This is a genomic window from Streptomyces sp. H27-H1 (assembly GCF_026627445.1).
Lineage (GTDB): Bacteria > Actinomycetota > Actinomycetes > Streptomycetales > Streptomycetaceae > Streptomyces.
The window spans coordinates 1-24,701 of sequence record NZ_JAPNLJ010000061.1; the positions used below are offsets into that span (position 1 = coordinate 1).

23 protein-coding genes and 1 pseudogene are annotated in these 24,701 nt (G+C 70.8%); 14 read left to right on the forward strand and 10 right to left on the reverse strand.

What is annotated here, in order from left to right; translation table 11 throughout:
• Positions 1-123 precede the first annotated feature (123 nt).
• The 3 genes from OTB20_RS36920 to tnpA form a co-directional block, all read right to left on the reverse strand.
• Entirely contained in the window at positions 124-723 is a 600-nt protein-coding gene (locus OTB20_RS36920; RefSeq protein WP_267824313.1) for a DinB family protein, read from the reverse strand.
• Between the two features lie 136 nt (positions 724-859).
• Complete coding sequence (locus OTB20_RS36925; protein ID WP_267824314.1) at positions 860-1,156, reverse strand: hypothetical protein; 297 nt, start codon at positions 1,154-1,156, stop codon at positions 860-862.
• 104 nt (positions 1,157-1,260) lie between these two features.
• A complete protein-coding gene (gene tnpA, locus OTB20_RS36930) occupies positions 1,261-1,689 on the reverse strand; it encodes an IS200/IS605 family transposase (RefSeq protein WP_267824315.1) in 429 nt (142 codons plus the stop codon).
• Positions 1,690-1,739: 50 nt separating this feature from the next.
• Here tnpA and OTB20_RS36935 point away from each other — a divergent pair, with 50 nt between their 5' ends.
• Positions 1,740-2,954: an RNA-guided endonuclease InsQ/TnpB family protein gene (locus OTB20_RS36935; protein ID WP_267824316.1), complete on the forward strand. Its 1,215-nt coding sequence runs from the start codon at positions 1,740-1,742 to the stop codon at positions 2,952-2,954.
• A 106-nt stretch (positions 2,955-3,060) separates the two neighbouring features.
• Here OTB20_RS36935 and OTB20_RS36940 read toward each other — a convergent pair whose 3' ends face one another.
• Positions 3,061-3,207, reverse strand: a complete 147-nt coding sequence (locus OTB20_RS36940) for a hypothetical protein (RefSeq protein ID WP_267824317.1) — start codon at positions 3,205-3,207, stop codon at positions 3,061-3,063.
• 272 nt (positions 3,208-3,479) lie between these two features.
• Between OTB20_RS36940 and OTB20_RS36945 the strand changes: the two genes are divergently transcribed.
• Positions 3,480-5,342, forward strand: a complete 1,863-nt coding sequence (locus OTB20_RS36945) for an AMP-dependent synthetase/ligase (RefSeq protein ID WP_267824318.1) — start codon at positions 3,480-3,482, stop codon at positions 5,340-5,342.
• A 297-nt stretch (positions 5,343-5,639) separates the two neighbouring features.
• Positions 5,640-7,340 carry an alpha/beta hydrolase gene (locus OTB20_RS36950; protein WP_267824319.1) on the forward strand — a complete coding sequence of 567 codons (1,701 nt, stop codon included), beginning with the start codon at positions 5,640-5,642 and terminating at the stop codon, positions 7,338-7,340.
• A 36-nt stretch (positions 7,341-7,376) separates the two neighbouring features.
• Here OTB20_RS36950 and OTB20_RS36955 read toward each other — a convergent pair whose 3' ends face one another.
• The gene (locus tag OTB20_RS36955) at positions 7,377-8,528 is read right to left on the reverse strand and encodes a lipase family protein (RefSeq protein WP_267824320.1); all 1,152 of its coding nucleotides are present in this window, start codon (positions 8,526-8,528) and stop codon (positions 7,377-7,379) included.
• 390 nt (positions 8,529-8,918) lie between these two features.
• Here OTB20_RS36955 and OTB20_RS36960 point away from each other — a divergent pair, with 390 nt between their 5' ends.
• From OTB20_RS36960 to OTB20_RS36975, 4 genes are all read left to right on the forward strand, one after another.
• Entirely contained in the window at positions 8,919-9,488 is a 570-nt protein-coding gene (locus OTB20_RS36960; protein WP_267824321.1) for a DUF6232 family protein, read from the forward strand.
• An 89-nt stretch (positions 9,489-9,577) separates the two neighbouring features.
• Positions 9,578-10,135, forward strand: a complete 558-nt coding sequence (locus OTB20_RS36965; protein WP_267824322.1) for a DUF6232 family protein — start codon at positions 9,578-9,580, stop codon at positions 10,133-10,135.
• On the forward strand, positions 10,132-10,512 hold the full coding sequence (locus OTB20_RS36970; protein WP_267824323.1) for a hypothetical protein: 381 nt from the start codon (positions 10,132-10,134) through the stop codon (positions 10,510-10,512). The genes OTB20_RS36965 and OTB20_RS36970 overlap by 4 nt, the downstream gene beginning before the upstream one ends.
• A 134-nt stretch (positions 10,513-10,646) precedes the next feature.
• Positions 10,647-11,087 carry a hypothetical protein gene (locus OTB20_RS36975; protein ID WP_267824324.1) on the forward strand — a complete coding sequence of 147 codons (441 nt, stop codon included), beginning with the start codon at positions 10,647-10,649 and terminating at the stop codon, positions 11,085-11,087.
• Between the two features lie 16 nt (positions 11,088-11,103).
• Here OTB20_RS36975 and OTB20_RS36980 read toward each other — a convergent pair whose 3' ends face one another.
• Positions 11,104-12,123 (reverse strand): AraC family transcriptional regulator, encoded by a 1,020-nt coding sequence (locus tag OTB20_RS36980; RefSeq protein WP_267824325.1) that lies wholly within the window; start codon positions 12,121-12,123, stop codon positions 11,104-11,106.
• A gap of 147 nt (positions 12,124-12,270) precedes the next feature.
• Between OTB20_RS36980 and OTB20_RS36985 the strand changes: the two genes are divergently transcribed.
• The 5 genes from OTB20_RS36985 (at position 12,271) to OTB20_RS37005 (ending at position 18,792) form a co-directional block, all read left to right on the forward strand.
• Complete coding sequence (locus OTB20_RS36985) at positions 12,271-14,055, forward strand: AMP-dependent synthetase/ligase (protein WP_267824326.1); 1,785 nt, start codon at positions 12,271-12,273, stop codon at positions 14,053-14,055.
• Between the two features lie 170 nt (positions 14,056-14,225).
• Positions 14,226-14,747, forward strand: coding sequence for a DUF6232 family protein (locus OTB20_RS36990; protein ID WP_267824327.1), 522 nt, complete (start codon positions 14,226-14,228; stop codon positions 14,745-14,747).
• Positions 14,747-15,079, forward strand: a complete 333-nt coding sequence (locus OTB20_RS36995; protein ID WP_267824328.1) for a hypothetical protein — start codon at positions 14,747-14,749, stop codon at positions 15,077-15,079. Before OTB20_RS36990 ends, OTB20_RS36995 begins: the two co-directional genes overlap by 1 nt.
• A gap of 535 nt (positions 15,080-15,614) precedes the next feature.
• The gene (locus tag OTB20_RS37000) at positions 15,615-17,792 is read left to right on the forward strand and encodes a glucose PTS transporter subunit IIA (RefSeq protein WP_267824329.1); all 2,178 of its coding nucleotides are present in this window, start codon (positions 15,615-15,617) and stop codon (positions 17,790-17,792) included.
• 148 nt (positions 17,793-17,940) lie between these two features.
• The gene (locus OTB20_RS37005) at positions 17,941-18,792 is read left to right on the forward strand and encodes a PRD domain-containing protein (protein WP_267824330.1); all 852 of its coding nucleotides are present in this window, start codon (positions 17,941-17,943) and stop codon (positions 18,790-18,792) included.
• Positions 18,793-18,804: 12 nt separating this feature from the next.
• Here OTB20_RS37005 and OTB20_RS37010 read toward each other — a convergent pair whose 3' ends face one another.
• Positions 18,805-19,620: a thioredoxin domain-containing protein gene (locus OTB20_RS37010; RefSeq protein WP_267824331.1), complete on the reverse strand. Its 816-nt coding sequence runs from the start codon at positions 19,618-19,620 to the stop codon at positions 18,805-18,807.
• 291 nt (positions 19,621-19,911) lie between these two features.
• On the opposite strand from OTB20_RS37010, the gene OTB20_RS37015 reads away from it, so the two are divergent.
• A complete protein-coding gene (locus OTB20_RS37015) occupies positions 19,912-21,639 on the forward strand; it encodes a lytic transglycosylase domain-containing protein (protein ID WP_267824332.1) in 1,728 nt (575 codons plus the stop codon).
• A 55-nt stretch (positions 21,640-21,694) separates the two neighbouring features.
• Here the strand turns inward: OTB20_RS37015 and OTB20_RS37020 are convergent.
• The 3 genes and pseudogenes from OTB20_RS37020 to OTB20_RS37030 all read right to left on the reverse strand — a co-directional run bounded on the left by OTB20_RS37020 (position 21,695) and on the right by OTB20_RS37030 (position 23,531).
• Positions 21,695-22,580: pseudogene (locus OTB20_RS37020) on the reverse strand (alpha/beta fold hydrolase).
• Positions 22,577-23,170, reverse strand: coding sequence for a TetR/AcrR family transcriptional regulator (locus OTB20_RS37025; RefSeq protein WP_267824333.1), 594 nt, complete (start codon positions 23,168-23,170; stop codon positions 22,577-22,579). The pseudogene OTB20_RS37020 and the gene OTB20_RS37025 overlap by 4 nt, the downstream one beginning before the upstream one ends.
• A gap of 157 nt (positions 23,171-23,327) precedes the next feature.
• Positions 23,328-23,531: a cold-shock protein gene (locus OTB20_RS37030; RefSeq protein ID WP_267758018.1), complete on the reverse strand. Its 204-nt coding sequence runs from the start codon at positions 23,529-23,531 to the stop codon at positions 23,328-23,330.
• A 237-nt stretch (positions 23,532-23,768) separates the two neighbouring features.
• Here OTB20_RS37030 and OTB20_RS37035 point away from each other — a divergent pair, with 237 nt between their 5' ends.
• Positions 23,769-24,632, forward strand: a complete 864-nt coding sequence (locus OTB20_RS37035) for a menaquinone biosynthetic enzyme MqnA/MqnD family protein (protein WP_267824334.1) — start codon at positions 23,769-23,771, stop codon at positions 24,630-24,632.
• The last annotated feature ends 69 nt before the right edge of the window (positions 24,633-24,701 follow it).

The window sequence follows — 24,701 nt, forward strand, 5'->3', positions numbered from 1 at the left end:
CGCGCTCGAGGACTGGATCAAGGTCTGGAACGACGAGGCCAGGCCCTTCAAGTGGACCAAGACCGCTGACCAGATCCTCGACCGGATCTGCCGCTACTGCGACAGGATCTCAAAACCAGATCACTAGGAGGCCTGGTCCGCCTGGCGGGCCGTCTGCTCCAGCCGGTCGCGGTACGCCCCCCACCAGCCCTTGTCGTCCGAAGGCTGGCTGGTGTTGCCCTCCTCCATCCCCACGGCGCCGTCGAGGAGTTCCCGCAGGATGTCGGCGTGCCCGGCGTGCCGGTGGGTGTCCGCGATCACGCGCACCACGGCGTGGTGCAGGGTCACCTCGTCCCGCCCGGCAGGCCACCACGGCACCTTGCCGACCGTGTCCAGCGCCAGCGCGTCGAGCGTGGCGTCCGAGTACGCCCACGCCCGCCGGTACAGCGCCACCACGTCCTCGCGCGTCTCCTCGGCGGTGGCCCACATGTCCGCGTTGGGCTCGGCATCGGCTTCCAGCCAGGGCTGCGGCTCGCCGGAGGGCCGCCCGAAGGTGTCGCAGAGGTAGCCCAGTTCCACGCCGGCCACGTGCTTGACCAGGCCCAGCAGATTGGTCCCGGTCGGGGTCAGCGGGCGGCGGACGTCGTACTCCGAGAGCCCTTCGAGCTTCCAGAGCAGGGCCTCGCGGGCCGATTGCAGGTAGAAGAGCAGCTCGGACTTCGGGTTCGGGTCAGGTGCGGTCATGCGGGCAGTCTGCCGCAGACGCATTCGCGCGTACGTACGTTTTTTGCGGGGACGCATAGCCAACTTCGCGGATCCGGGCGCTCGTCGGGGCATCAACCGTGACGCGCGTCCGGGCGCCCTTCCCCACGGGCGGACGTCAAGGGCGGACGGGTCCCGCCGCGCGGGCTCGGGCCCGGACGTGGTCCGGGTACCAGAGGGTGAAGCACACGGCGCCGATGATGGCCGCGAGCGGGATGATCCAGCTCGTCCACATGTTGTCCGGGTCGTGCAGGACGAGGCTGCCGTAGGCCCTCGAGGCCGCGTCGATGAGGAAGACCAGCCCCCAGACGCCGGTGATGACGTAGTTCGTGCGGGTGAACGCGGGGCTGTTCCAGAACTGCTTGTCGACCATCTCCCGCGCGTACTGGAGGGTGAAGGGCGTCCCGACGGCCATCCCTTAATTCTTGCGCGGGTATCCCCTGCTTTAGCGGGGGAAGGAGCGCATCCTGGGACCGGAGGCGCGGAGCGCCGGAGTGCTCTGCGCCTCCGTGGTGACGGTCAGACAGGCCGTTTCTGGCCTTCGATGTACTGGCGGACGATCTCCAGCGGCGCACCGCCGCACGATCCCGCGAAGTAGGAGCGGGACCAGAACACCGAGCCCATCCCGATCCGGTTAATCCGTCCGGTGTACTCGGCCCGCAGATAGCGGGAACTGACGCCCTTGAGTGAGTTGATCAGCTTGGACAGGGCGACCTTCGGCGGGTAGTGGACGAGCAGGTGTACGTGATCGGCCTCGCCGTTGAACTGCCGGAGTTCGGTCTCGAAGTCCCCACACACCTCCCGCATGATCGCTTCACAACGCTTGAGCATGTCGTCGTCAAAGACTCCCCGCCGGTACTTGGTCACGAACACCAAGTGGGCGTGCAGGCTGTAGGTCACGTGACGACCGGTACGGATATCGGGGTTTGGTTCCCAGCGCGGTGACATACTCCAAGCGTAGTCTGGTCAGCGAACCACACCGAAAGGGGGTGGGCCGGGTGATCCGTGCGTACAAGTTCCTCCTACGGCCCACCGTGGGCCAGTCGATCGCGCTCGGCGAGATGCTCCGCGATCACTGCTCGCTGTACAACGGGGCCTTGCGGGAACGCCGTGACGCCTACCGGCACGTGTCGAAGACGTCCGTCAAGTACGGCCAGCAGTCGGCGCAGCTCAAGGAGATCCGGGCGTTCGACCCGGAGCGGCACGGCCGGTGGTCGTTCTCCAGCCAGCAGGCGACGTTGCGCCGTCTCGACAAGGCGTTCACGGCGTTCTTCCGCCGGATCAAGTCCGGCGACACCCCCGGCTACCCCCGGTTCCGGGGCGTGAACTGGTTCGACACGGTCGACTTCCCCAAGGACGGGGACGGCTGCCGCTGGGATGCCACGCCGCACGACCCGGTCACCCGCGTCCGCCTCCAAGGTGTCGGACACGTCAAGGTCCACCAGCACCGGCCGGTCGTCGGACGGGTCAAGACCGTGAGTGTCAAGCGCGAGGGACGTAAGTGGTTCGTCGTGCTGACCGCCGAGCAAGACCAGCCCGAGCCCCTGCCCGCGGCCGGCTCGGTCATCGGCATCGACATGGGCATCGCGAACTTCCTCGCCGACTCCAACGGCGCCTTCGTCCCCAACCCGCGCCACGGCCCCACCAACGCGAACCGGCTCGCCGCCGCACAGCAGGCCCTCGCCCGGTTCCCCCGAGTGCGCCGCGATAAGCGGACCGCGAACCACCGGCGCGCAGTCGAGAACGTTGCCAAGCTGCACGGCAAGGTCCGCCGCCAGCGCCTCGACCACGCCCACAAGACCGCGCTCAGCCTGGTTCGCGAACATGACTTCATCGCGCACGAGGATCTCAAGATCCGCAACATGGTGCGCACTGTGGCGCCGAAGCCCGACCCCGGGCAACCGGGCGGCTTCCTGCCCAACGGGGCCGCCGCCAAGACCGGACTCAACCGCTCGATCTCCGATGCCGGATGGGGGGTGTTCCTCACGATCCTCACGAGCAAGGCTGAAAGCGCCGGCCGGGAAGTGATCGCCGTGGACCCCCGCAACACCTCCCGGCGGTGCCCCGAATGCGGGCACACCGCCAAGGAGAACCGGCCCACACAGGACAAGTTCCACTGCGTTAGCTGCGGCCACTCGGCACACGCTGACACGGTGGGCGCCCTGAACGTTCTACGGGCCGGGCTGGTCCGTCGCGAGCCTCAACCGGCATAGCGAGAAGCCCCCTCATTCATGAGGGGGAGGAGTCACCCAACGTACGACGCCTGCGCGCACCGCACGCGCCCAGCACCACACGGGAACCGTTCCCGCAGGTCAGGGGTCAGGTGCGGTCGCGGGCCGCGGTGAAGAGCCGTAGGAGGTATTCGCGGGAGAGAACCGCGAGCCTCGAAGCCCGCATCGTCCAGCGTCGGCGGGAGACGGGAAGGAGGTCGTGGAACGACGACCGTGTCAGGCGTTCGAACGGCATGGCCGGATCGTAGAACCACTGGATCACTGAGCGGCGCAGCGCGTCGGCGGTCGGCCGACGACGGCCCGGTGGCGCGCCGGAGGCCTCCAATCGACCCTTGGCCAGAGCCTGTTCGGGCAGGCGTAGGTCATCTGGGCGGCCCTCGGCTCGAGGGGGCGGGGTGCGCGGATCGAATCCCGCAGGGCAAAAGGGGTTCGCGGGGGCTGGTCAGGGCAGTTACCGCTGAGTAGATTACCGCCGGTAACAAGCCGCCGGAGCGAAGGGAACGCGCCGTGAACGCTGCCGAACCGAAGCTGGTCGAGCCCGTCAAGACCGTCATCGACGGGCGGGTGCGCGAGGTGTGGGTGCCCGCGCTGGCCCCGGTGCCGGTCAGCGGGTCCCTCGGGGACATCCCCTTCGACAACGCGCGGGAGGCCCCGCGGGAAGCCGTACTCGCCCGCAAGGAGCGGGACGGGAGCTGGCGGGACGTCACGGCCCGCGAGTTCGCCGCCGAGGTGCTCGCCGTCGCCAAGGGGCTGATCGCCGAGGGGCTGCGGCCCGGCGACCGCCTCGCCATCATGGCGAGGACCACCTACGAGTGGACCCTGCTGGACTTCGCCGGCTGGGCGGCCGGGCTGGTCACCGTACCGATCTACCCGACCTCCTCCGCGATCCAGGCACGCTGGATCATCCAGGACTCCGGCGCCGTCGCCTGCGCGGTGGAGGACACCTCGCAAGCCCGGCTCATCAGTGCGGAGCGGGCCAACCTGCCCTGGCTCAGCCACCTCTGGGAATTCGACACCGGGGCCCTGGCCCGGCTGGTCAAGGCCGGGGAGCACGTACCCGACGAGGTCGTGACGGCCCGGCGGGCCGGATGCGCGCCCGATTCCGTCGCGACGCTGATCTACACCTCCGGGACGACCGGACAGCCCAAGGGGTGCGTGCTGACGCACGCCAACTTCTTCGCCGAGGTGGACAACTCGGTGGAACTGCTGCACCCCGTCTTCAAATCGGTCAGCAAGGACCCGGCCTCGACCCTGCTCTTCCTCCCCCTGTCGCACGTCTTCGGACGGATGGTGGCCGTCGGGTGCATGCGGGCCCGGGTGAAGCTCGGGCACGCGCCGAGCATCCGCAGCGAGGACCTGCTGGAGGACCTGGCCGGCTTCCGGCCGACCTTCCTGCTGGCGATCCCGTACGTCCTGGAGAAGGTCTACAACACCGCCCGGGCCACCGCCGAGCGGATGGGCCGGGCCTCCTCCTTCGACCGGGCGGCGCGCATCGCCCGCGGCCTCGGCGAGATCGCGGTCGTGGAGGGTAAGCGGCCCGGGCTCGGACTGCGGCTGGGCCGGGCGGTGTACGACCCGCTCGTGTACCGGCGGATCCGGGCGGCGCTGGGCGGACGCGTGCGCTACATCCTGAGCGGCGGCTCCCCGCTCGGGCGGCGGCTCGCCGCCTTCTACACGGGCGTGGGCATCGAGGTCTTCGAGGGCTACGGGCTCACGGAGACGACCGCGGCCGCGACCCTCACCCCGCCGCTGCGGCCCCGGCTCGGAACGGTGGGCTGGCCGCTGCCGGGGACGGCGGTACGGATCGCCGACGACGGGGAGGTGCTGTTGTGCGGGCCGCACGTGTTCGCCGGGTACTGGAACGGCGTGGCGGCCGGCGGGCAGCAGTGGCTGGCCACGGGGGACATCGGGGAGCTCGACGCGGACGGGTACCTGACGATCACCGGGCGGAAGAAGGACCTGATCATCACCTCGGGCGGCAAGAACGTGGCCCCCGCACCGCTGGAGGACTGGCTACGGGCCCACCCACTGGTCGGCCAGTGCATGGTCGTCGGCGACAACCGGCCCTACGTCACCGCGCTCATCACCCTGGAACCGGAGGGGCTGCACCACTGGCGGCAGATGCGGAAGAAGACGACCGTGCCGATCGGGGAGCTCGTCGCGGACGAGGAACTGCGGGCGGACCTCCAACGCGCGGTGGACGAGGCGAACCGGCTGGTGTCACGGGCGGAGTCGATCCGGCGGTTCGTGTTGCTGGCGGGTGATTTCACCGAGGAGCGGGGACATTTGACGCCCTCGCTGAAACTGAAACGGGGGGCGATAGCCCGGGACTACGAACCCGAGATCGAGGCCCTGTACCGCCGGACGTGACGTGTCCCTCCGTCGGCGCAGGCGGGGGTGGACATGTCCAGCCTCGTGGCGATTGAGACGACCCTTCAGCCCCGCCGGCGTTTGAGGCGATCTTTTCCAGCCCCGCCCGGCGATTGAGGCGCGGGGGTCCGGGGCGGAGCTTCGGGGGAACGGAGGAAGGGCGGGTCGGGGACACTCGCCCGCGCAGCGGTGGTGGAGGGCGTCAAGGGCCCGAACGGGTGGTGGATCCCGGGCGCGGGGCGCGGGGTGTGCTTATGGTGGGCTGACTGGTTGGGGGAGCCGCCCGAGGAGGGTGCAGTGCCCCCTGACCCCGTTCCCGCCCGCGCCCGTACGCGCACAGGCGCCCGTACGCGCACAGGCGCCCGTACCCGCACAGGCGCCCGCACCCTTACCCGTACCCCCAACCGGATAGCCGTCGGGGTCATCGGCGCCGCCCTGGTCGTCGGGACGCTCGCCGCCACGCCGTCGGGCCCCGGCCCAGGCCCCGCCGGGGACGGTATCCGATGGGGGAAATGCCCCGAACGGCCCGTGCCGGCCGGGATGCGGTGCGGGACCCTCGACGTGCCGCTCGACTACGGGCCCGCAGCAGGCACCGGCACGGGTGCGGGCACCGCGACGGGCACGGGCATCGGCGCGGCCACCGCCAAGGCCACCGGCCCGGGCAAGGCCCGCCTCCGGATCGCGGTCGCCATGCTCCCCGCCACGGGCCCCGCCGCGAAACGCCTCGGCTCGCTCGTACTGAACTTCGGCGGTCCCGGCGCCCCGGGCGTCGCCACGCTGGCCGCCGATCCCGCCGCCTTCGCGGAGCTCAACAAGCGTTACGCCCTGGTCGCCTTCGACCCCCGGGGCGTCGGCCACAGCGAGCCCGTCAGCTGCGGGGGAGACCCGCAGGAGACGGGGGAGACCGCCGCGAGCGCCCCCGCAGGGCCCGCCGCCCAGCTCGCCGCCCTACGCGCCGCCGCCAAGCGCTGCGCGATCGACTCCGGCCCGGTGCTCCCGTACATCGGTACCGTCGACGCGGCCCGCGACCTCGACCTGCTGCGCCAGGCCCTCGGCGAGAAGAAGCTCGACTACCTCGGCTTCTCCTACGGGACGCGCCTCGGCGCCGTCTACGCGGCGCTGTTCCCGCGCCGCTCCGGGCGCATGGTCTTCGACGGGGTCGACACCCTCTCCGAGCCGCTCACCGAACAGGCCCTGGTGTCCGCGGCGGCCCAGCAGCGGGCGCTGGACAACTTCCTCGTCTGGTGCGCCCACCAGGACGGCTGCGTCTACGGCACGAACACCCGTACCGCCAAGGAGAAGGTCCAGGCCCTCGTCGCGCGGCTCGACGCCGAGCCGCTGACCGGCGAAGGCGGTCTGCGCTTCACCGGGCAGGACGTGGTCGCGGCCATCGAGACCGCCCTCTACTCGAAGAAGGCGTGGCCCGATCTCGCGGACGCGCTGGCCCTCGTCGAGCGCAACGGGGATCCGGTCGGGCTGATGCAGCTCGGCGGCCCGGCCGAGCCGCCCCCGCCGGACGCGGTGGGCGACACCGGCGCGCCGGTACCCGCCGACAACTCCGCCGCCGCGCTCGTCGCCGTGAACTGCGCCGACGATCCGGACCGCGGGAACGACAAGGCCTCCCCGGCCGACATCGCCCGGGAGCTGGCCGCGCTCCAGCCGCTCTTCCTCGCCGCCTCGCCGGTCTTCGGTCCGCACCAGCTGATGACGGTGCTGTCCTGCTACGGGCGCCCCGCCGGCACCGATTTCATCCGCAGGATCGACCGCCCGGCCGGAATCCCGCGGATCCTGCTCGTCGGTACGCGCGGAGACCCGGCCACCCCGTACGAGTGGACGGAGGAGACGGCGAAGCGGCTCGGCAACACCGTGATCCTGGACTACAAGGGCGACGGGCACACCGCGTACCTCGCCTCGCGCTGCGTGCAGGGCTACGTGGACCACTTCCTGATCGACGGCAGGCTGCCCGCCGGGACGCGCTCCTGCCCCGCCGGGGAGTGAGAAGCGCCCCCCGACGGGGCAACAATCGTCTACGCGTCAGCAGTTGGGGTGCGCCGAACGGCCCGCGAAGCGGTCCGAGAGCCAGTTCCCCGCCGCCAGGGACTGCGTGATGACACCGCTGACGTGCTCGCCGACCCAGATGGTGTCGAACTCGACGTTCGCACCCTTCGCGCACCAGTCGGAGCGCAGCTGGCGCCCGACCGCGTACGGGATGAGCTCGTCGCCGAGCGCGTGGTACTGGAACACCGGCGCGGCCGGGGCGGTGCGACCGAGCCTGCTCTGGTTCAGCCGGGCCTGCCAGTCCGGCTGCGCGAGCGGGTCGCGGGTGGTCAGGTCGGAGATCCGCTTGAAGGAGCCGGCGATGGCGTCGATGGCGACGCAGTTGTCCTTCATGGCGTCGACCAGGAGCTTCCCGGCCGGGTTGAGGTAGGAGTCGAGCTTGAGCTCCGGGTAGGCCGCGTCCTGGCCGGCTGCGGCCATGAAGATGAGGCCGGAGCCGTAGGAGCCGTTGTTGAAGTCGGCCACCTTGAGGAGATCGGCCGGAACCCCGCCCGTCGCGGTGCCCTTGACCTTCAACTCCGGTGCGTACGAGCCCTGCAGCTCGGCGGCCCAGCTGCTGGCCTGGCCGCCTTGGGAGTACCCCATGATGCCGACGGGCGTGTTGGCCGACAGCCCCGCCTCGGGGAGGCGGGTCGCGGCGCGGGCGGCGTCCAGGACGGCGTGGCCGGCGGAGGGGCCGACGGTGTACGTGTGGACGCCCGGGGTGCCGAGGCCCTCGTAGTCGGTGACGACGACGGCCCAGCCGCGCAGGGTGAGCTGCTGGATGAGGTTGGCCTCCATGGCGGTGCCGTACGGGAGGTTGTTGCTCGGGGCGCAGGAGTCGCCCATGCCGACGGTGCCGACGGCGTAGGTGATCAGCGGGCGCGGTCCGGTGCGGCCGTCCTGCGGGACGATGACGGTGCCGGAGACGACGTTCGGGGCGCCTTCGGCGGTCGTCGAGTTGTAGTGGATCTTCCAGGCCTTGGTGTTGGTGGGCTGCCCGGGCAGCGGGTGGAACGCGGACGGCGCGCTGCTCACGACGTCACCGGGGCGGGTTGTGGTCTCCTCCGCCCGTGCGGTGGTGGTGGGGACGGCGGCCGAGAGCGCCAGGGCGGCCACGGCGGCGAGGGCTGAGCTTCGGATGCGCATGGGGCGGCTCTCCCAATGGGTCCGGTGGGGGTGGGTAGGTGAGGAGAAGGTAGTGACCGACCAGTAGGAACGTCGCTGACCCCACAGCTCACCTTTCCTGACCCGGGGTCTCATCCCCCTCGCCCCGCCACCCGCCGGCCCGGCCGCTTGATCGCCCTTGATAACCAACACCCTGGATATCTACGAGAGTTGGCGAGTAATTGACCCTTACGTGATCGGAGATGGTGTGCTTAATGGTTTCCCGCGCAGTCAACTGCGCCGTCGACTGGGGGAGTCATGGAAGCCAACGGGGTCACGCCACCGCCACCGCAAACACCGCCACTGCCACAGGCTCTGCCGCAGTCGCAGCCCCCTCCGCCACCGCTGCCGCCCCTGCCTTCGGGTGCGGGCGTGTACGGCGTGGACCTGCGGATCAGCCGGCGGCTGCTGTGGGTGGGTTCGGCCGCCTATCCACTGCACGACATCGTCCGCGTGCACACCTCCGTCCTGTCTCCCGACCGGGGGAAGGCCGCCGTGCAGTTCCTGAAGTGGGCGGCCGCGCTGGCGGTGGTGTTCTACCTGCTCCAGGAATTCGTCATCGACGATTCGAGCTCCTCGTACGGCGACTACGGCGGCTACGGCAGCTACGAGGACGACTCGGCCTCCCAGGGGGAGGTGCTGGGGGCCCTCGCGATCATCGCGGCGATCTCCCTCGCGGTGTACCTCGTCTACAAGCTGAGCAGGCCGGACCTGCACGTCATGGCGGTGGAGGTGGCCAGTGCGTCCATCGCGCTGGTGACGATGCGGGACGAGAGCCAGCTCGGGGTGGTCGTTCAGCACGTCGTGCACGCCATCGAGCACCCGGAGGCGGAGTTCTCCATCCGAATGGAGCGGGTGCAGGTGAACCTCAAGAGCTACCACCTCGGCGACAGCGTGAACATCTACGGCGGGGTGGGCAACACGGGGGTGGTGAAGTCGTGACGGCCCCACCGCCACCACCGCATCAGCCCCCGCCACCACCGCATCAGCCCCCGTCGCCGCCACAGCAGCCGCCGCTGCCCCCGTTGTGGGTGCCGGAGCCGACCCCGCCCGCGAAGCCGCGACGGGAGGACTTCGAAGCGCCCGACATCGTGCTGCGGGTCAGCAACCGCCTGCTCTGGGTGGGGGAGGCGGTCTACCCGCTGCACAATGTGGTCCGGGTGCAGACCTTCGTGCTCCGGCCCAACCGGAAGCAGGCGCTCCTCCAGTTCGCCCAGTGGATGGCTGTCCTGCTGGTGGTCCTCGCCCTGGCCTCCGCCAACGCCGACTCCGACGGCGACGGCACGGGCCTGGTCGTGGTCCTCGTCCCCGCGGTGCTCCTCGTCACGCAGCTCGTACACCGGCTGACCCGGCCGGACCTGTACGTCATGGGCGTGGAGACCGCCGGCGCGCCCGTCGCGATGGTGACCCTCGCGGACCGCGCCGAACTGCGAAGGCTGGTCGCGCGCATCGTCGAGGCGATCGAACACCCAGAGGTGGAGTTCGCCCTCTACGTGGCCCAGCCGACGGTGAACATCGAGCACTACGTCCACATCGGGGACACCGCGAACATCAACGGCTCCGGCAACATCGGAATGGTGAAGAAATGACGACGGACAGCGGCAGCGGCGGTAGCAGCAGCTCGTACCACTACGGCGACAGCGTCACCGTGAACGGCTCCGGCAACATCGGCATCGTCAAGAACCAGTCCCCGACATTCGGCGGCCCGCAGGCGGCTCCCGCCACCCCGCAGGAGGCGATCCAGCAGCTGGAGCGGCTCCTCCTGGACCTCCGCGCCCAGGTCGCCCCGGCCAGTGCGGGCGCCATCGACACCAACCTCCCGGTGATCGTCTCCGGGGAGAGCGCTCCCGAGGCGCGGCACGGGGCGCTGATGGCCGTACTGGGCATCGCGACCCTCGCGGGCGAGGTCGGCCGGCCGATCATCGAGGCGGTGACCAGGGTGTTGGAGATGATGGGGCTGGCGTGAGCGAAGCCGCGGCACCCCCCGCCTGACCGGCGCCACCTGCGGGAGCCGCCGGAGCCGCCGGAGCCGCCGGAGCCGCCGGAGCTGCTCTCGTAATTCTGTTGCCGGTGCCCCGTGGTGTGCGGTGATACTCCCGCATGAGCAGGATTGCGGAGGTCATAGTGCTGGCGATGTACGCGGACGAGGTCATGGAGCCGCTCACCCAGTGGGACGAGTCCCGTAGCTGGAAAGGCAAGTTCGACAAGCTCGGGCTGGCCGTCGACGGATGGGGCATGGAGTTCAACCGGCAGAACACGCGCTCCGGTCTGCTGAAGCATCTGGAGTCGCTTCCGTGGCCCAAGCCGGAGAGCGTGCAGGTGCTGATCCACGACGAGGAGGACGACTGTTTCGGCCTGTGGATGCTGCACGACGGTGCGCTGGTCGAAGTGGGACTCCCCCGGGTCCAGCGGTACCACCGCCGGGCCCCGGACCTGGACGAGTTCTCGCCGAGCCCGGGATACCTGTGGCGGACGGACACGGGCGTCGTCGTGCCGGCGGGCCTCTCGACCGAGCGGAGCGATCCGCGGCCGGCCTGGTAGTGCCGCCGCCCGGCCCCTATGGCCCCCCCGAAGCGATCCGGTAGGCCCCCGGGGTGGTCCCCGTCCAGCGGCGGAACGCGCGGTGGAAGGCCGTGTCCTCCGAGAAGCCGAGACGGGCCGCCAGGTCCGCTATCGGCTCGCCGCCCTCCGCCAGGCCGGCGATGGCCGCGTCACGGCGTACGTGGTCCTTCAGCTGCTGGAAGGACGTGCCCTCCTGCTGGAGCCGCCGCCGCAGGGTGGCCGGGGAGACCGCGAGGCGGGCCGCCACCTCGCCGAGTTCCGGCAGCCGGGGTGAGCCGCGCAGGGCCTGGGTGAGGGTCCGGCGGACCTGTTCCGCGACCGTGGTGCCGTACGCCGGGCGGGACAGGAGGTCGAAGGGGGCCCGCCGGAGCATCGCGTCGAGCGCGGCCTCGTCGCGGATCAGCGGCGCCGTCAGCCAGTGCGCGTCGAAGGCGACCGCCGCGCCGGCGTGCGGCTCCCCGAAGCGGACCGGGCAGTCGAAGAGGAGCTCGTACTCCTCCTCGTGCGCCGGCGCCGGATACGCGAAGGAAGCGTGGGCCAGGGGGATGCGCCGGCCGATCAGCCAGCTGCTCAGCCGGTGCCAGATGGCGAGCACGCACTCGGTGAGGAAGCGTTCCTCGTCGCGCACGAACTCGTTCCGTACGGTGAACCGGGCCTGGCCGCCCTCGACTTCGAGCGTCAGCTCCGGCCCGCCCGGGAACAGCCCGTAGAAGGTGGCGGAGCGTTCCACCGCCGCGCCGAGGTCGCGGCAGCCCAGGGCGGCGCTGCACATCATCGCGAAGGTCCCGGGCCGACTGGGGACGGTGGACAGGCCGAGGAACTCGTCCTGCGTGGCCCGGTACAGCGCCCGGAACAGCCGCGCGAACTGCGCGGGCGTGACCCGCGCCCGGTCGTCGCCCAGCAGCAGCGGCGGAATCTGCGCCTCCTGGAGCAGCGGCACGATGTCGAGACCACTGCCGCGCGCCCCCGCGAGCACGGCGCGCACGTGGTGCACGGTGACCGTCCGCCTCCCCATGGGTCCGACGGTAGCCGCATTGAGCGCTGAGGTCAGCGGGGGTGACGCTTCCGGTCATGCCGCGAACGCCCACCCGGTGCCTAGCGTCATCGTTATGACCCGGATGCGACGGGAAGTCCCCGGGGATTCGAGGGAGGGGCGAGCCCGATGAGCGCGATGGAACCGGTGAGTGCGAGCGGTGGAGCCTTGCGGCCGCGCACGCTGGCGGTGTTCACGGAGTGGACGGGCGAGCGGTACGCGGCCGAGACCGCGCTGCGGCACAAGGCAGGCGGGGAGGGGGAGAGGGGCCCGGGAGACGGCTGGGCGACCGTCTCGTACGGGGAACTGCGGCGCCGCGTAAGGGAGTCCGGTCGCGCCCTGCTCGGCCTGGGCGTCGCCCCCGGCGAGCGGGTCGCGGTCCTCGCGGAGACCCGCCCGGAGTGGACGTACACCCACTTCGGGGTCCTGGCCGCGGGGGCCGTCCTGGTGCCGGTGTACCCGACGGCGGGGGAGGAGGAGCTCGCCTGGGTGCTATCGGACTCCGCCGCGGTGGTGGCCGTCTGCGACGACGCCGCCCAGGCGGCCCGGGTGGAGGCGCTGCGCGCGAAGCTGCCGCGGCTGCGCGCGGTGGTGGCGATGGACGAGCTGCGCACCCTCCCCGGCCCGGCGCCGGAAGCCGAACTCCTCGCCCGCGCCGCCGCGGTCGACCCGGACTCCGACGCGTCCATCGTCTACACCTCGGGCACCACCGGCCTGCCCAAGGGCTGCCGCCTCACGCACGCCAACCTGGGCGCGATCCAGGACGCGACCCTCCCGCTGATCAAGGGCGGCCCGGGCGACTCCACGTACCTCTACCTCCCCCTCGCCCACCTGCTGGCCCAGCTGATCCAGTTCACCACCCTCCTGGAGGGCGGGGAGCTCTGCTATTTCGGCGGCCGCATCGAGGACGTCATCGCCGAGCTCGCCGTTGCCCGGCCCACCCATCTCCCCTCCGTGCCACGCCTGTTCGAGAAGCTCCACTCGGTCGTCCTCTCCCTGGCCGAGTCCCAGGAGGGCGGCGCGGACCGCTTCGCGGAGGCGGTCCGGCTGGGGGTCCTGGCGGCGGACGGCCGACTGCCCGCCGAGTCCCAGGACGCCTACGAGGCTGCCGAGAAGTCCCTGTGCTCCCTGGTCAGGGGGGCCTTCGGGGGCCGTCTCACATGGGCACTGACGGGCGGCGCCCCCATCGCCCCGGCCACCCTCGACTTCCTGCGGGCCTGCGGGATCGCGGTCTTCGAGGGCTACGGCATGACGGAGTCGGGCGGGGTCATCAGCCTCAACCACCCGGCCGGGGTCCGCTACGGATCGGTGGGCCGGCCGATCGCGGGGTGCGAGGTCCGCATCGCGGAGGACGGGGAGGTACTGGCCCGGGGCCCGATGATCTTCCCCGGCTACCACGCCAACGACACCGCGACGGCGCAGACCCTGGACCCCGAAGGCTGGCTCCGCACCGGCGACCTGGGCGAACTCGACGCCGACGGGTACCTGTCCATCACCGGCCGCAAGAAGGAGCTGATCATCACCTCGGCGGGCAAGAACATCACCCCGACCGAGCTGGAGTTCGCCGTCCAGCGCTCCCGCTACGTCTCGCGCGCCGTCATGATCGGCGACCGCCGCCCGCACCCGGTGGCTCTGATCACCCTGGACGCGGAGGAGATCACCGCCTGGGCGACGCGCGAGTCGATCGATCTGGACCCCGCGCGCCCCGGTGACCACCCGGCGGTACGGGCCCTGGTGGAGGAGGCGGTCACCGCGGCCAACGCCACGGTCTCCCGCCCGGCCCGCGTCCGCGCGTTCCGCATCCTCCCGGAGGAGTTCACGATCGAGGCGGGCACCCTCACCCCGACCCTGAAACTCCGCCGCCGTGCGGTCGCGGAACGGTACGCGGGAGAGATTGAGGAGCTGTACGGGTAGAGCCCGGCCCGGCCGTACGCAGTGCACCAACGCATCTGTGGGGACGCGTCGTTGTCAAGCGGAACCCGAAGTCGATCACGACTACGTTGAAAGGGTCCAATCCCTACTTGCCCAGTCGGAGCCGCCCTACACTTCGAGCGCAACGCCAAAAATAGCCAGGGGGGCGCAATATGGCGGCTGAGGATTCGACCGTCCAAGTCCGCGTTCAAGAGGGTGTGCTGTGGGTCGAGAGTGAGGCCTATCCGCTGCACAACATCTCCCACGTCGGGCAGCGCGTATTGGAGGTCAACAAGGGTGCGGCCTGGAAACAGTTCATCCGCCGCGCTCTGCTCTGCATCGTCCTGGGTGCGATCGCGGCAGCCATCTTCGGGAAAGTCGCCGGGGTCCTGGCGGTCATCGTCTTCGGCCTGCTGGTCTGGCAGCTCGTCCGGGTCATCAGCAGGCCCCCGGTGTACGGCCTCGTTCTCAACACCTCGGGCACCCAGCGCGATGCGGTGTGGTCCCTGGACCAGGCCGAGATCCAGAATCTCGTCTACGAGATCACCAAGGCCATCGGCAAACCGGACTCCGCCCCGGTGACCATCAACATCAAGGAAGCGGTACTGGGGGACCAGATCAAGCAGTACGGAGCCGGGGCCATCGGCATCGCCGAGCACAGCGGCTCCGGCGACATCAGGGGAGGTGGCCGGTAATGGCCGGCGACCACTACACGCAGTACGGCCACGGGAGCATCGGCAAGGCCTCGCACTCGGGTTCCGGGGACATCGTGGCCGGAGGCAAATACGTCGGCGGATCGACGCCGGAGGCATCGGCCGTCGAAAAACTCCTCGAAGAAGTCCAGGCGATGAGGCAGCACCTGGACGACGGCGACCGGGCGGAAGTCGACGCCGCGGTCGAAGAGATCCGTGAGAATCCCTCCGAGGAGAGATTCAAGAAGATCCTCCGGACGTTCTCCGGAATTGCGACGCTCATCGGAGAAGCGGGAGTTCCCGTCATTGCCGCCGTCAAGGCACTCCTCGCCTGACCCGCAAGCGGAAGGAAAGGGGGCCACGTCGAGTGGCCCCCTCTCCTACGCCTCCGCGACCCCGTGAGGCCGCGAGCTCCGACCGATCCGGGTCGTCCGCGACGGGAGCCGCACCGCGGAGCGGGCCGGGGCCGCCGTGTGGACGGCGCCCGCGCCCGGGGCGTGGAACCCACCCGCTACTGCGGCGCTTGCCGGACCGCCCCGCCCCGGAGGATCCGGCCTCCTCCTGACGCCGGCCGGAGCCGGGGAGACCTCCGTGACGCACGTCTCCCGACCGGTTTTTCCCGCGAACCCCCTGGTCAGCGAGTCCGATGTTAAGGTGGCGTCTGATCGGTCTCGATCGCAGGATTGTTACTCCCCGAGGACGCCACCGTCGTCGCCACGCGCGATGTCACGGCGGCGCGCCGCTCGAGGGGAGGCAAGGCCTGGGTAGCGCCATAGGCGCGACCCAGGCCTTTTTTGTTGCCCGGATCCGGGCGGAAGAGATCGCGGACCGACGCAGGACGGCAAGAGCCCAGGGATGCAAGGACGCGTCATGAACACACCTACAGCAGGGCCCGCTGCGCTGGCGGAGAAGATCCTCCACGGCGTCGGCGGACCCGAGAACGTCGAGAGCCTCACGCACTGCGCGACGCGGCTCCGCTTCCAGCTCCACGACGGGGAGAAGGTCGACCAGGCCGCCATCGACGCGCTCGACGGCGTCATGGGCACCGTGCGCCAGTCCGGCGACCGCTTCCAGATCGTGATCGGCGGAGCCGTCGCGAGCGTCTACGCGAAGATCATGAACCTGCCGTCGATGAGCGGCGGCGCGCCCCGCCCGCGGTCCGACGCGGACGTCAAGGCCGCGATCCGCTCCAAGAGCCGCGGCCGCTACGCCTGGGTCGACAACTTCTTCGAGTACCTCTCCGACTCGTTCCGCCCGCTCATGGGCGTACTGCTGGGCTCCTCGCTCATCATCGCGATCGCCTCCGTCCTCGACGCCCTGGGCGTGGTCGACTTCCGCGCCGCGGACAAGTCCGCCACCTGGGTCTTCGTCGACGCGATGTGGCGCTCGGTGCTGTACTTCCTGCCGATCATGGTCGCCTACAACGCGTCCAAGAAGCTGAAGGTCGACCCGTGGGTGGGCGCCGCCGTGATGGCCGCGCTGATGACCCCGAACTTCACCGGCATGCTCAACCCGAAGTCCGGGATCCCCGGAGTCAGCTGCACCACCAACGCCACGCTGGGCACGCAGGAGTGCGTGGCGCACGTGTTCGGACTGCCGATGCAGCTGAACGACTACGGCGGCCAGGTGTTCGTGCCGCTGCTGATGGTCGCCGTGCTCGCCCTGGTCTACAAGGGCCTGCAGCGGATCTTCCCGGAGGCCGTGCACCTGGTCTTCGTGCCGTTCTTCAGCATGCTCATCATGATCCCGGTGACCGCCTTCCTCATCGGCCCCCTGGGCATCTGGGCCGGCAACGGCCTCGGCTCGGGCCTGTCCTGGCTGAACGGCAACGCCCCGATCGTCTTCGCCATCATCATCCCGCTGCTGTACCCGTTCCTGGTGCCGCTGGGCCTGCACTGGCCGCTGAACGCACTCATGCTGCAGAACATCAACACCATCGGCTTCGACTTCATCCAGGGCCCGATGGGCGCCTGGAACTTCGCCTGCTTCGGCGCGACCGCCGGCGTGCTGCTGCTCTCCTTCCGCCACCGGGAGAAGGAGATGCGCCAGACCGCCACCGGCGCCCTGGCCGCGGGCCTGTTCGGCGGCATCTCCGAGCCCTCGCTGTACGGCATCCACCTGCGGTTCAAGCGGATCTACCCGCGCATGCTCGTGGGCTGCCTCGTGGGCGGCGTGATCGTGGGCGTCCTGGGCGGCGTGGACACCAAGGCCTTCGCCTTCACCTCCCTGCTGACCATCCCGGTCTTCTCCCCGATGGCCACCTACGCCATCGCGATCACGGCGTCCTTCTTCGTCTCGATGGCGCTCGTGTACTTCTCCGACTTCCGCACCCCGGACGACCGCGTCCAGGCCAACGCCGCCCGTGACGCGGCCGAGGCCGCCGAGGCCGCCGCCCGCGGCGAGGTCGCGGCGACCGAGGACCGCGAGCTCGTCACCGTCGGAGCCACCGCGGCCACCGCGGCCACCGCGGCCACCGCGGCCACCGCGGCCACCGCGGCCACCGCGGCCACCGCGGCCACCTCCGCCTCCGAGGGCTCCCCCGCGCAGTCCGCCTCCGCCTCCGCCTCCGCCTCCGGGGCCCCGTCCGCCGGGGCGGGCCTGACGCTCGCGGCGCCGGTCGCGGGCCGTGTGGTCGGCCTCGACGAGGTCGGGGACCCGGTCTTCGCCTCCCGCGCGCTCGGCGAGGGCGTGGGCATCGAGCCCGCCGACGGCCACGTCGTCGCCCCGGTCGACGGGGAGCTGGTCACCGCCGTCGACACCGGCCACGCCTTCGGCATCCGCACCGCGGACGGCATCGAGGTGCTCATCCACATCGGCATCGACACGGTGCAGATGATGGGGGAGGGCTTCGACGTGCGCGTCCGGTCCGGCCAGCAGGTCCGTACAGGCGACCTCCTGGTCGAGGTCGACCTCGACGCCGTGCGCGCCGCCAAGCACCCGACCGTCACCCTCATGACCGTCACGAACACCGCGGACCTCGCCTCGGTCGAGCCGCACATCGGGCAGGACGTCGCCGCCGGCGCCCCCGTGGTGACCGTGCGGCGCTGATGCCCCGCCACCGGTCCGGCGCGCGCCCGCACCCCGCACGGGGGCGCGGGCGCGCGCCGGACCGGGCCGGGAGGGGATGCGGCACGGGCGGCGGACAATGCGAGATCATTGGAAGAAATCGGACCCCGGACAGGAAGGAGGGCAGGCGGTGAAGGCGCTGCGTGTCCTCAACAACAACGTGGTCCTCGCGCGTGACGAGCAGGGCCAGGAGGTCATCCTCACCGGGCGCGGCATCGGCTTCAACTGCCGGCAGGGCCAGCGCGTCGACCCCGCGCTGATCGTGCGGGTCTTCGTCCCGGCCGACGGCCGCGACCCCGACCATCTGGCCGAGGTCCTCGCCCTCATCGGCGAGGAGGTCCTGCGGGCCGTCGTGATCGCCCTCAGCGAGGTCGGCATCGAGGGGCGCGAGTCCACCCGCCCCACCCTCGCCATCGCCGTCGCCGACCACGTCGCCGGCGCACTGGACCGGGCCGCGCGGGGCATCGTCATCGAGTACCCGCTGCAGGCCGAGGCCCAGACCCTGTACGCCGCCGAGTACGCCCAGGCGCAGCGCCTCCTCCAGGCCATCAACGAGCGGGTGGACCCGCGACTGGACGCCTCCGAGGCGACCGCGCTCACGCTGCACCTCGTCAACGCCGGCTTCACGTCGGGCGATCTGTCCTTCACGTACACGATGACGGGGATCATCCAGCAGATGCTGGCCGTCGTACGGGAGCGGTACGGGCTGGACGTCCCCCAGGAGTCCATGAGCGCGGCGCGGTTCATCACCCACGTGCGGTACCTCTTCGTCCGGGTCCAGCAGCACCGGCAGTTGAAGGGCCACGAGTCCACCATCGGCAAGGGCATCCGCCAGCACTACCCGGAGGCGACCCACACCGCGCAGCAGCTGGCGACGATCGTCGAGCTGCGTCTGGGGGAGCACCTGAGCGAGGACGAGGTCTCCTACCTGGCCCTGCACGTGGCGCGTATGACCATGGAGGCCGACGGCACCGCCGCGTAGGACCGAGGCGCGCTACTGCCTCAGGTGCGGGGTGATCAGCTTCTTGAAGGCTTCCGGGGTGATCGAGTCGATCCCCACGCCGGAGTTCACCGTGAGCTTCTTGCCGTTGACGGAGACGTCCGGAGTGCCCTGCATGTTCTGGTCGTAGAAGGCCTGGCCGGCCTTCTCGGCCCACGGCATGTAGGTGAGTTCCTTGACCGCCTTGTTGAAGGCGGGCGTCCGCAGCCCCGGTACCTGGTCCGCGAGGTCCAGCAGGGTGGTGGTGGAGCCGAACTTGTCGTCCGATTCCTTCGCCGGGTGGTTCTTGTAGAGCACCTGGAGGTACTCCATGAACTTCTCCGGGCTCTCGTTCACCGCCGCGCCCAGCGCGTTGACCGCACGCTTGGAGCCCTTGCCGCCGCCCAGCGCCTTGTCCAGGAACGTGGCGAAGTGGTACTCGACGCGGTACGTGCCCGCGTCCGCCTGCTCCTTGAAGGTCCCGCCGAGGCCGATCTCGACGCCCGCGCAGTAGGGGCAGCGCGGGTCGAGCCAGACGGAGAGGACGTTCTTCGCGTCGGCCTTGCCGTACGGGATCACGATCCCGTCCTTGCCGGCGGTGTTGGCCGGCTGGACGAACGGCTTGCCGGCCGCCTCGTCGCCGGAGCCGTCGCCGGACCCCGAGGAGTCCGCCGCGTAGAGGCCGACGCCGACCGCGACGGCCAGTACGGCGACCAGCGCGCCGCCGATCAGTACGCGCCCGCGCAGCTTCGCGCGCCGGGCCTGCGCCTCGTGCTCCGCCCGCATCCGGTCGCGGGCCCCGCGCCGCTGGTCCTTCTTGCTGGTTGCCATTCCTCCAGGATAAAGATCGTAGAGCGGTCAAGTACGTGCCATTGGTGCGAATCGGGCAGGGCACTAAGTCCCTGGTCCGTTTCCGGACAAGGCACCGTAAAGACAAGACGAATGGTGGGACAGATCTCCGGGGGCGACGGTGAGTCGCGTCCGAAGAACTGATAGACAGTTAACCTCCACGGCCCGATCGGCCGTCCGCGCGGAGAGGTCGGGGCGCGCGGAGCACCAAATGACTTCTTTACGTTTTACGGGGGCCTGGACCGGTCGCCGCTCTGGGGGGAACACCGCACTGTGAAGCCACTTCACCGTCACCTCGTCAACACCTCGCGCAAGGTCATGTGCACCGCCGCCCTCGCGGCCAGCCTGACCACCGCCGCGGTCGTGACCAACACACCGATCGCGGGCGCCGGGGAAGCCGAACCGACCCCCGACAGCCCCCAGGCCGCCGATCGCGGTGACGCCCGGCTGGAGCTGCCGGACCTGGTCGCCGACCCGCCGCCGCCCCCGGGCGCCGCCAGCCCCGGGGGAGCCGCCGCCGGCATACCCGCGACCGCCCTCGACGCGTACAAGCGCGCCGAGGTGTCGGTCGCCGCCGCGCTCCCCGGCTGCCGGCTGCCCTGGCAACTGCTCGCCGGCATAGGCCGGGTGGAGTCCGTGCACGCCTCGGGCTACGGGCTCAAGCCGGACGGGTACACGGACAAGCCGATCCGCGGGCCGCGCCTGGACGGCAACGGCTTCGCCGAGATCAAGGACACCGACAAGGGCGAGTGGGACGCGGACGCCGCCTACGACCGCGCGGTCGGCCCGATGCAGTTCATCCCCTCCACCTGGAGCACTTGGGGCGCCGACGGCAACGCCGACGGCAAGCGCGACCCCAACAACATCTACGACGCGGCGCTGGGTGCGGGCCTCTACCTCTGCGCCGGTCAGCGCAACCTCTCCGATTCGGGCGACCTCGACAAGGCGATCCTCAGCTACAACAGGTCGCGCGAGTACGTGAACACGGTGCTCGGCTACATGCGGCAGTACCAGGCCGGGCAGGGCGCGGCATCCGTGCCGAACCCGCCGGCGGGGAACTACCCGACCCCGACGCCGCCGGTCCTGCCGCCCGTGCCGGTCCCGCCGGCACCCGCGCCGACCCCGACGCCGACCCCGACCCCGACGCCGACCCCGACGCCCACTCCGACTCCCACGCCGACTCCCACGCCGACTCCGACCCTGAGCAAGCTGGTGCAGATCGGCACCACCGACCTCACGGCCGAGGCCGGGACCGTGTTCCCGCTTACTCCGCGTATCAGGGCGCTGCTGAGCAACGGCAAGCCGGCCGTCAACCAGGTGATCGTGGTCTCGGTCGACGAGGACACCACCGGCCGCACCGTCTTCGCGGCCGACGGCAAGGACTTCGCGGTCCTGCGCACCGACGCCAAGGGCCTCGTCCGGGTGCCGAGCCTGAAGGCGGGCACCAAGGCGGGCACCTTCACCCTGCGCGCCACGGGCTACGCCGCTTCGACCGAGGTCTCCCTGCGCATCGCGGGCAAGGTCACCCCGGCCGCGCCGGTACCCGTCCCCGAGGCGGACCTGCTGGTCCGCAGCGACGCGGAGGCCGGCAAGCCGCTCGCCCGGGAGGCCGGTACCGGGATCAAGGGCGTGCAGTTCCTGGCGACGGCGAAGGACAAGCCGGTCGCCGGGGCCAAGGCCACGGCCGGGCTCGGGACCAAGGACAAGGACGGGAAGTGGGTCCCGGCGGACCCGGCGAAGGCGGGGGAGACCCCGTACTTCCTGGACAAGGACGGCAAGAAGCTGACGGAGCTGGAGCTCCCGGCGACCGGGACGGACGGCAAGGCCGCCCTGCCGGAACTGTCCACCACGGGCGTCGCCCCGGGCACGTACACGCTCCGGGTGCGGATCTCGGACAAGGTGGTCCTCTTCCTGGAGATCACCGTCACCGCGGCCGAGCCCCCGGTCACCGAGCCGCCCGTCACCGAGCCCCCGGTCACCGAGCCGGCCCGCGAGGCCTGACGCTCTGCCGTGGCCGGTGTACGCACACCGGCCACGGCCGAACGGCCCGGTCCCGCTAGGCCCGCAACGCCTTCCGGAGCAGCTCGCCGAACCGGGCCGGGTGCGTGGTCAGCCCCGTGTGCCCGCCGGGGAAGTGCAGGAGCTCCGTGCCGACGCTCGGCGAGGAAGGCTGCCGGACGGTAGGGCAGTTCGCCGCGCGAGTCCTGGCCGCAGGCGAGCACCAGCCGGTCCGACAGCGCCTCCAGCCGCCGGACGTCCGGGGTGTAGGACATGAAGCTCGGCACGATCCGCTCGAGGAAGTAGGGCAGGTCGGCCATCGTCCGCTCGGCCCGCGCGGCCGCCTGCGGCGGGAGTCCGGGCGAAGTGGCCTGCGGCTCGGCGGCGTTGCCGCGGCCGTCACCCCCGACGTCACCGCCGGCCTTCTTCAACCCCGCCGCGAACACGGACATCCCGGGCATGAACCCTTCCGTGCGGAGGGTCTCCCGTACGCGCGCCAGGAACGCCCGGTGCTCTGCGGCGTCCGGCAGGACCTCCACCACCGGCGGCTCGTGCGCCACCAGGCGTGCGACGCGCTCGGGGCGGACCGTGAGCAGGTGCAGGGCGGCGATCGCGCCCGAACTGGAGCCGAACACCCGGGCGGGCTCGCCGGGCGACAGCAGATCCAGCATCCGCGACGCGTCCTCGGCATGCTCGGCCACGCTCTGCCCGGCCTGCGGATCGTCCAGGGGACTGCGGGACAGCCCGCGCGGATCGTAGGACGCGACGGTGTACTCGGCGGCCAGCTCGTCGGCGATCCCGTCGAAGGCGGTCGCGCCGCCGGTCCCGCCGGGGATCAGCAGCAGCAGCGGGCCCCGGCCGCGGACCTCGTAGTACAGGGTCGCGCCGGGCACGCGCAGGCTTCCGGGAGTCGGGCCGGCGGCCGTCGGGCCGGTCGCGGTCATGCGCAGTCCCCTTCCCGGGACGCGGGCCAGTGCTCCAGGAGCGTGTGCAGGGCGTCGAGGGCGCGGACCCAGGACTGCTGCGGGGACCGCTCGTGCGCGAAACCGCCCGCGGCCTCCAGGGAGACGAACCCGTGGAAGGTGCTGCGCAGCAGGCGGACCGCGTCGGTGAGGTCGGGCTCGGCCAGTCCGTAGCCGCGCAGCATGCCGTACGTCAGCTCCATCGCGCGCCGGGGTCCGGCCGCCGCGGCGGCCAGCTCGGGGTCGATCCGGATCGGGGTCTGCGTCGCCGCGTAGCGGCCCGGGTGCTCGTGGGCGTAGGCCCGCCAGGCGTCGGCGAACGCCACCAGCGCGTCCTTGCGGGCGAGGCCCGAGGCCGCCTCCGCGATGCGAATCGTCTTCTCGTCGGCCGCCAGCAGCGCGATCCGCCCGCGCAGGTCTTCCAGATTGCGCACGTGTGCGTAGAGGCTCGCGTCCTTCACGCCCAGCCGCCGCGCCACCTGCGACATGGTCACCCGGTCGAGCCCGACCTCGTCCGCCAACTCGGCGCCCGCCAGCGTCACTCGCCCGGCCGTCAGCCCTGCCCGCACCATGCGTCCTCCATGTTCCTAGGGGTCCTAGTTTTAACCTAGGACCCCTAGGTAGCAAGCGGGGGCGCAAAAGGCAGGAGCCCCGTCGACTCTGCTCGCACAGAGAAGACAGGGCTCCTTGGGTACTGCATATCCAACCGCGATTGGTTGGCCCAGGCGACTAGGCCGGGGTGACGTTCTCCGCCTGCGGGCCCTTCGGACCCTGGGTGACGTCGAAGTTCACCAGCTGGTTCTCCTCAAGGGAGCGGAAGCCGGCTGAGTTGATCGCGGAGTAGTGGACGAAGACATCCGGGCCGCCGCCGTCCTGGGCGATGAAGCCGAAGCCCTTTTCAGCGTTGAACCACTTGACGGTTCCGGTAGCCATGAGCCCTCCTATGGGCCAAAGGGTCGCCCTGCTCCAGAACCTGCTAAGAAGTCTGAAAACTACAAAAGCCTGCGGGTCACATTCTCCGCAGGCCTCGTACTGCAAGGGAAACCAAACTGCAACTTGCGTCGAGCCTAGCACGCACCCTGCGGGCGAGACCAGAGGGAAAGATCACGTCACTCGGACGTTTGAGACCCGCCAGACGGCTGACGAAGACCAGGGGGCTAGTCTCGCGATGTGGACGTCAATCGCAGCCGGCCCCGCGTCGGCCACATTCAGTTCCTGAACTGCCTGCCCCTCTACTGGGGGCTGGCCAGAACCGGCACGCTGCTGGACCTGGAGCTGACCAAGGACACCCCGGAGAAGCTCAGCGCGAGCCTCGTCCAGGGCGGCCTGGACATCGGTCCCATCACCCTCGTGGAGTTCCTCCGCAACGCCGACGACCTCGTCGCCTTCCCCGACCTCGCCGTCGGCTGCGACGGCCCCGTCATGTCCTGCGTGATCGTCTCGCAGGTCCCCCTGGACCAGCTGGACGGCGCCCGCGTCGCGCTGGGATCCACCTCGCGAACCTCCGTACGCCTTGCGCAGCTCCTGCTCGCGGAGAAGTACGACGTACGGCCCGACTACTACACCTGCCCGCCCGACCTGGGCCTGATGATGCAGGAGGCGGACGCGGCGGTGCTGATCGGCGACGCCGCGCTGCGGGCCTCGCTGCACGACGCCCCCCGGCTCGGGCTCACCGTCCACGACCTCGGTGCGATGTGGAAGGAGTGGACCGGACTGCCGTTCGTCTTCGCCGTCTGGGCCGCTCGCAAGGAGTACCTGGAGCGTGAGCCGGAGGTCGTGCGCAAGGTCCACGAGGCCTTCCTCGCATCCCGGGACGTGTCCCTGGAGGAGGTCGGCAAGGTCGCCGAGCAGGCGGCCCGCTGGGAGGCCTTCGACGCGGAACTCCTGGAGCGTTACTTCACGACGCTCGACTTCCGCTTCGGCCCCGATCAGCTGGCCGGAGTACGCGAATTCGCGCGGCGGACGGGACTGACGACGGGCTATGCGCCCGATGTGAACGTGGAGCTCCTGCCGGCGGGCGTTCCGAGCCCTTAGCGAGGTTTATGGGGTATTCGCCTTTCCCTGGCGCGGAAAACCAAATACCCGCTCTTTACCGGGAATGCC

Bases quoted from the DNA above. Each gene is read 5' to 3' on its own strand.
- OTB20_RS36920 (WP_267824313.1), bottom strand. From the start codon at position 723: ATGACCGCACCTGACCCGAACCCGAAGTCCGAGCTGCTCTTCTACCTG.
- OTB20_RS36925 (WP_267824314.1), bottom strand. From the start codon at position 1,156: ATGGCCGTCGGGACGCCCTTCACCCTCCAGTACGCGCGGGAGATGGTC.
- tnpA (WP_267824315.1), bottom strand. From the start codon at position 1,689: ATGTCACCGCGCTGGGAACCAAACCCCGATATCCGTACCGGTCGTCAC.
- OTB20_RS36940 (WP_267824317.1), bottom strand. From the start codon at position 3,207: ATGCCGTTCGAACGCCTGACACGGTCGTCGTTCCACGACCTCCTTCCC.
- OTB20_RS36955 (WP_267824320.1), bottom strand. From the start codon at position 8,528: ATGCGCATCCGAAGCTCAGCCCTCGCCGCCGTGGCCGCCCTGGCGCTC.
- OTB20_RS36970 (WP_267824323.1), top strand. From the start codon at position 10,132: ATGACGACGGACAGCGGCAGCGGCGGTAGCAGCAGCTCGTACCACTAC.
- OTB20_RS36975 (WP_267824324.1), top strand. From the start codon at position 10,647: ATGAGCAGGATTGCGGAGGTCATAGTGCTGGCGATGTACGCGGACGAG.
- OTB20_RS36980 (WP_267824325.1), bottom strand. From the start codon at position 12,123: ATGGGGAGGCGGACGGTCACCGTGCACCACGTGCGCGCCGTGCTCGCG.
- OTB20_RS36985 (WP_267824326.1), top strand. From the start codon at position 12,271: ATGAGCGCGATGGAACCGGTGAGTGCGAGCGGTGGAGCCTTGCGGCCG.
- OTB20_RS36990 (WP_267824327.1), top strand. From the start codon at position 14,226: ATGGCGGCTGAGGATTCGACCGTCCAAGTCCGCGTTCAAGAGGGTGTG.
- OTB20_RS36995 (WP_267824328.1), top strand. From the start codon at position 14,747: ATGGCCGGCGACCACTACACGCAGTACGGCCACGGGAGCATCGGCAAG.
- OTB20_RS37000 (WP_267824329.1), top strand. From the start codon at position 15,615: ATGAACACACCTACAGCAGGGCCCGCTGCGCTGGCGGAGAAGATCCTC.
- OTB20_RS37010 (WP_267824331.1), bottom strand. From the start codon at position 19,620: ATGGCAACCAGCAAGAAGGACCAGCGGCGCGGGGCCCGCGACCGGATG.
- OTB20_RS37025 (WP_267824333.1), bottom strand. From the start codon at position 23,170: ATGGTGCGGGCAGGGCTGACGGCCGGGCGAGTGACGCTGGCGGGCGCC.
- OTB20_RS37030 (WP_267758018.1), bottom strand. From the start codon at position 23,531: ATGGCTACCGGAACCGTCAAGTGGTTCAACGCTGAAAAGGGCTTCGGC.